Origin of the sequence: Desulfovibrio sp. (assembly GCF_035644575.1) — a bacterium.
Taxonomy (GTDB): Bacteria; Desulfobacterota; Desulfovibrionia; order Desulfovibrionales; family Desulfovibrionaceae; genus Desulfovibrio.
Map to the genome: position 1 here is coordinate 1 of NZ_DASQOG010000044.1, position 5,123 is coordinate 5,123.

The 5,123-nt window shown below is 61.9% G+C and carries 4 protein-coding genes; 2 read left to right on the plus strand and 2 right to left on the minus strand.

From position 1 onward, the window contains the following. Together smpB and VEZ52_RS01780 are read left to right on the plus strand one after the other, a co-directional pair. Nucleotides 1-409 (plus strand): SsrA-binding protein SmpB (gene smpB / locus VEZ52_RS01775; protein WP_324835273.1); only part of this gene is annotated, 409 nt, incomplete at its 5' end. Between the two features lie 103 nt (nucleotides 410-512). Beyond that, nucleotides 513-3,200, plus strand: a complete 2,688-nt coding sequence (locus VEZ52_RS01780; protein WP_324835274.1) for a ComEC/Rec2 family competence protein — start codon at nucleotides 513-515, stop codon at nucleotides 3,198-3,200. A 76-nt stretch (nucleotides 3,201-3,276) separates the two neighbouring features. Here VEZ52_RS01780 and VEZ52_RS01785 read toward each other — a convergent pair whose 3' ends face one another. Both VEZ52_RS01785 and VEZ52_RS01790 read right to left on the minus strand, forming a co-directional pair. Beyond that, a complete protein-coding gene (locus tag VEZ52_RS01785; RefSeq protein WP_324835275.1) occupies nucleotides 3,277-4,143 on the minus strand; it encodes a glycine betaine ABC transporter substrate-binding protein in 867 nt (288 codons plus the stop codon). A gap of 13 nt (nucleotides 4,144-4,156) precedes the next feature. Then, nucleotides 4,157-4,996: a proline/glycine betaine ABC transporter permease gene (locus tag VEZ52_RS01790; protein WP_324835276.1), complete on the minus strand. Its 840-nt coding sequence runs from the start codon at nucleotides 4,994-4,996 to the stop codon at nucleotides 4,157-4,159. Nucleotides 4,997-5,123 lie beyond the last annotated feature (127 nt).

Genomic DNA, 5,123 nt, shown 5'->3' on the forward strand with positions numbered 1-5,123 from the left:
CCGCCACCTCTATGAACTTTCCGAGTTCACCGAGGCGGGCATTGTACTGACCGGCCCGGAAGTCAAAAGCATCCGCGCGGGCAAGGTCAACTTTATTGATAGCTATGTAGACTTTCGCCAGGGAGAAGCCTGGCTTGTTTCACTGCACATCGCGCCCTACGCCAACGCGGGCTATGTGTCGCAGGAGCCGGACCGCGCGCGCAAACTGCTGCTGCACGAGCGGGAAATTTCCAAATTCGCGGGGCTGGTGGCCCAGCAGGGACTGACGGTTGTGCCCGTGCGCCTCTACTTCAAGCGGGGCAAGATCAAGGTAGAAATTGCCCTCGGCAAGGGCAAAAAACTGCACGACCACCGCGAAACACTCAAACGCAGGGCGGAGGAACGGGATATGGCCCGGGAGCTGTCCTAGCCTCCCGCTGTTCAAAGGGGCGCTCTTGCTGCAAGGGCGCTCTTTTTTTTGCGCGCACTGCCCCGCCGCAACCGCGCGGTACATCACTTCTACAAGGTTCGTCATGCGGCACCCTCCATTGCAAGCCCCCCTGCTCTGGCAGACATACCTGGGCTTCTGGATAGCGGGCATTACCGCGGCACCCTGGCCCCTGCCCTCACTTTGCTGCGCCTTGTTGCTGTTTTTTGCGGATGCCCGCCTGTGGCGCGCCGCCCGCACGGCTCTGGCGGCACTGTGCCTGCTGGCGGGTTTTCTGACAGGATACTGGCAACTCTATGGTTGCCCGTGGCAAACTCTGCTCTCACCAGAAGAGCAGGCAAGGCAAACGGGGCAGCCGCCTCAATGGCTGCACGAATCTGCCCAGCCGCCGCGAGTGTGCGGCATTGTGCGCGATATGCAGGGCCTACCCGACAATCGCCTGCGCCTGCTGCTGAGCGATGTGCGCCCTGCCTCTGCAGACGGCAGAGACGGCTTGTCCTCTGCCTCTGACGCTGCCGCAATACCGCCAGACGACGCAAATTCAACTGTTCGCCCTCTGCCCGGCAAACTGGCCTGGACATGGGAAGCCCCCACTGCCGCCATTGCCCTTTCTCCTCCGCTCCCTGGCCAGACAGTCTGCCTGACGCGGCGGCCCATGCCTGCACAGGGCTTTGCCAACGAAGGCCAGACCGACTGGGGCCTGTGGCTGGCCGCTCAGGGCGTGCGCTGGCGCATGTGGACTCTGGGCAATCAGGGAGAGCCGCGTATTTCCGGCCAGCCAACCCTCTCCGCCCGCTGGCGCGAATCCTTGCGGCAGGATTTTGTGGGCGCGCTGTTTCCGGCCCAGGAGGCGGCACAGCCCCATGTGGGAGGGCCAGACGAAACCATGGCGGCTGGCGCTTCCCCTCCGCCATCCCATAACAAACTCACGCAGTACAAGCTTTCGCAGGGCAAGGCCATCCTGCTGGCTCTGCTCTTTGGCGACAGGCAATACCTGAACCAGCAGACACTGAACAATTTTGCCTCGGCCACGTTGGTGCACAGCCTCGCCCTTTCCGGCCAGCACCTCACCGTGGCGGGCCTTGTGGGCCTGCTCTGCGTGCTTGCCGCCGCACGAGTTCGCCCCGGCATCTACCTACGCCGCCCCCGCGCAGTATGGGCGCTGCTGGCAACACTACCGCCAGCACTGGCCTACCTGTGGCTGGGCGATGCCCCGGCGTCATTGCTGCGGGCTGCCGTCATGCTGTTGCTTCTTGCCGTCTATTTTTTGCGCGGGCGGCCCCACACAACGCTTGATGTGCTCTGCGCCGCCCTGCTCTGCATCAGCGTGGTTTCCCCCCTGAGCATGCTGGATACAGGCCTGCAACTTTCCGTGCTGTGCGTGGCGGTCATCGGCATGAGCCTGCCCTGGCTGCGGGTGCTGGCTCCGGAGCCGGATCCGGCAGCACAGAAACGGCGGAGCGGAGGCTTTGGCATAAGTGCGAATCAGAGGCTCAGACGGGGAACATGGGCATTAACGCGGATATTTCTGGTTTCCCTGGGCATCCAGATTGCGCTCTTGCCGCTGAACATGCTGCTGTTCAACAATATGGGGCACTGGTTCTGGCTCAATGTGCTCTGGCTGCCCGTGGCCGACATGCTGGTGTTGCCCGCCTCCGTACTCGGCCTGTTCCTGTCCGCTCTGGGCCTCGACCTTGCGGCGCGGGCAGTGCTGGACATGGCGGCCCTCCCCTGCCAATGGCTTACAGACTGCCTTGCGTGGCTGGTTGGAGCAAACCTGTTGCAGCCCCCGGCCCTGCTGCGTCCGCACTGGACAGCCCTGCCAGCTTTTGCGGCCTTGCTCGGGGCGCTGGCGCTGAAGGCAGGGCGCGCAGACCTGCCCCGCGCGGCGCAACGTCTGCTGCTGGCCGGGGCGCTGCTATTATGCGTTGGCCCGGCCTTACGCACCGCAGAGCGCCTGTCAGACCACATTCGCCTTGATGTGCTGGATGTGGGGCAGAGTCAGGCCCTGCTGCTGCGTCTGCCGGGGCATGTGCGCCTGCTGCTGGACGGCGGGGGCAGCGCCTCGCCGCGTTTTGATCCGGGGCAGGCGCTGGTGGCCCCGGCCCTGACCTATAATGACGCGCCGCACCTGGCCGCCATACTCAACACCCACCCCGACCTTGACCACATGGGCGGCTTGCTGCACATACTGCGCGTTTTTCGTGTGGATCACCTGCTGGACAACGGGCGCGAAGGCAAGGGCAGCTGGGGCGAACAGTGGCGCGCGGCGCGCACGGCCCACCACAGCCGCGCCCTTGTGCGTGGGGATGTTCTGACGCTGGGCAAACCGTCTCTTGGTCTGCGCCTGGAAATTCTGCACCCTCCAATGAACGAGTGGGACGCATGGCAAGGCAACGATGCCTCTGTGGTGGCCCGACTGACCCAGCATGGCCGTGGTCTGGCCCTGTTTTTGGGAGATGCGGAACGCCCGGTGCTGCGCCGCCTGCTCGATAACGGGGATGACCTGCGGGCGGAGGTTGTTGTTGCGCCGCACCACGGCTCCGCCACTGGATTCTTGCCGGAATTTTATGCGGCGGCGCGGCCCGGCCTTGTGATCGCTTCGTGCGGATTCGAAAACCGCTACGGCTACCCTTCGCAATCGCTGCGCGAGTGGTGCGCTGCCGCGAGAGCCCCGCTATATTACACAGGACGTGACGGCGCTGTGCGGATTATCTGGCCCTCGCGGGGCGACAGCCTTGGCCCGCCAGCCGTTCATTCCGCGCGGCCCTGAACGCATACACCCCGGCAGCCTTTGCGGGCAACCGGGGTGCATCAGGAGGAACAACAACGCCTCTTGCAGGTCTTACCTATTTTTTAAGCCAGGCTTCTACCATCTGGGGATTTTCCTTCATGAAGCGGCGGGCGTTTTCCAGAGGATCTGCGCTCTTTTCCTGATTCCAGTTCATGAGCCTCTGGAGCTGGCTTGGATCTTCGTACCGGAAGTTGCTCAAAAAGGCCCAGGCATCAGGGTGATCCTTTTTCAGACCTTTGCGGCCAACCTTGAAAATGCCTTCTTCCTTGCCCAGGCTGCCCAGCGGATCATCCAGATAATGCATCTGCCAGCGGCCAAACATCCAGTGGGGCGACCAGGCCGTCACCACAATCCACTCCTGCTTGCGGAGGGCCTCGGCCAGGCTGGAGGTCATGATGGTTCCACTGCCCTCCACAAGCTGCAACTTCTTGATGCCATAATCTCTCATGGCTTTTTCCGTAAGCTGCATCAGGCCGGAACCGGGATCAATGCCCACAATGCGCCCATTGAACTTGTCCGCGTTGGCGTCCAGTTCATCAATGGACTTGAGCGGCACAAAGTCCGGCACAGCCAGCCCCAGACGCGCGCCGCCCACAAGCTTGCCCAGCATTTCCACCTGGTTTTTCACCTTGCCGTACATGGCGGCGTGGGTGTCGGGCAGCCATGCCGTCACCATGGCATCGGCATCGCCGGTAGCAATACTTGTCCATAATATTGGCTGGGTAACGGGCAGCAATTCCACCTTGTAACCGAGCTTGTCTTCCAGCACGGCCTTGGCAAGATTGCTGGAGGCAGTGGCGCAATCCCATTCTACATAGACAATTTTAAGGGTTTTGTTCTGTTTGCTGCCGGCAGCGGCCTGAGCAGGCCACGCCCACAAAACCATGATGGCAAGAACCATTATAAAAAGTCTGCGTGTCATTGCGTCCTCCCGTCTAGTTTTGTCCGGCGCATTTTTGCGCCAACGCACGAAAGAGGCGATCGAGTGTGATTGCCACGATAACAATTCCAAGCCCGGCTTCAAAGCCATTTCCTATCTGCAATCTCTGGATTGCTTTCCAGACTTCACCGCCAAGGCCGCGCGCGCCGATCATGGCGGCAATGACCGCCATGGAAAGCGCCAGCATGATCGTTTGGTTCACGCCTGCCACAATGGTGGGCATGGCAAGGGGCAGCTCAAGCTTGCGCAGGCGCTGCACACGCGTGAGGCCGAAGGCCTCGGCGCATTCCACAAGGTCTGCAGGAATCTGCCGGATGCCCAGGCAGGTAAGGCGAATGGCTGGCGGCACGGAAAAGACCACCGTTGCCACCACGGCGCTTACCTTGCCGATGCCGAAAAAGGGAATGGCGGGGATAAGATACACAAATGCGGGCATGGTCTGCATAACGTCCAGCACGGGCATGATGATCTGCCTGCCCCAGCGCGATACTGCCGCCAGAATGCCGCAGGGAACCCCCAGCAACACGGAAAGCAAGGTTGCGGAAAGCACCAGGGCAAGCGTGCTCATGGTCGGTTCCCACAAGCCAAGATTCCACAGCAGGGCAAAGCCCAGCATGGAAAAGGCGGGCAACTTGATGCTGCGCGTGGCCCACCAGCACACAAGGCCCAGCAGGATGATGAACAGCCAGGGCTGAGGCAGCATGAGCAGGTTTTCAAAGCCGTCCAGCAGCTTGCCCATTGCCGCAGAACCTGCACGGGTAAAATCCGAGCAGGTTTCCACCAGAAAATCTACGGAGGCGTCAATGCTCTCGGCCAGAGGAATTCTAGGCAGCATTTTGACCTCCCGCTTCCATGCCCTCCACCATTGCCGCCAGCAGCAGGCCGCGCACGATGACGCCCTGGAGCCTCTGCCGCTCGTCAACAACGGCCAGCGGATAAGGAAGCTCAGCCATGATGGGCAT

Bases quoted from the DNA above. Each gene is read 5' to 3' on its own strand.
- VEZ52_RS01785 (WP_324835275.1), bottom strand. From the start codon at position 4,143: ATGACACGCAGACTTTTTATAATGGTTCTTGCCATCATGGTTTTGTGG.
- VEZ52_RS01780 (WP_324835274.1), top strand. From the start codon at position 513: ATGCGGCACCCTCCATTGCAAGCCCCCCTGCTCTGGCAGACATACCTG.
- VEZ52_RS01790 (WP_324835276.1), bottom strand. From the start codon at position 4,996: ATGCTGCCTAGAATTCCTCTGGCCGAGAGCATTGACGCCTCCGTAGAT.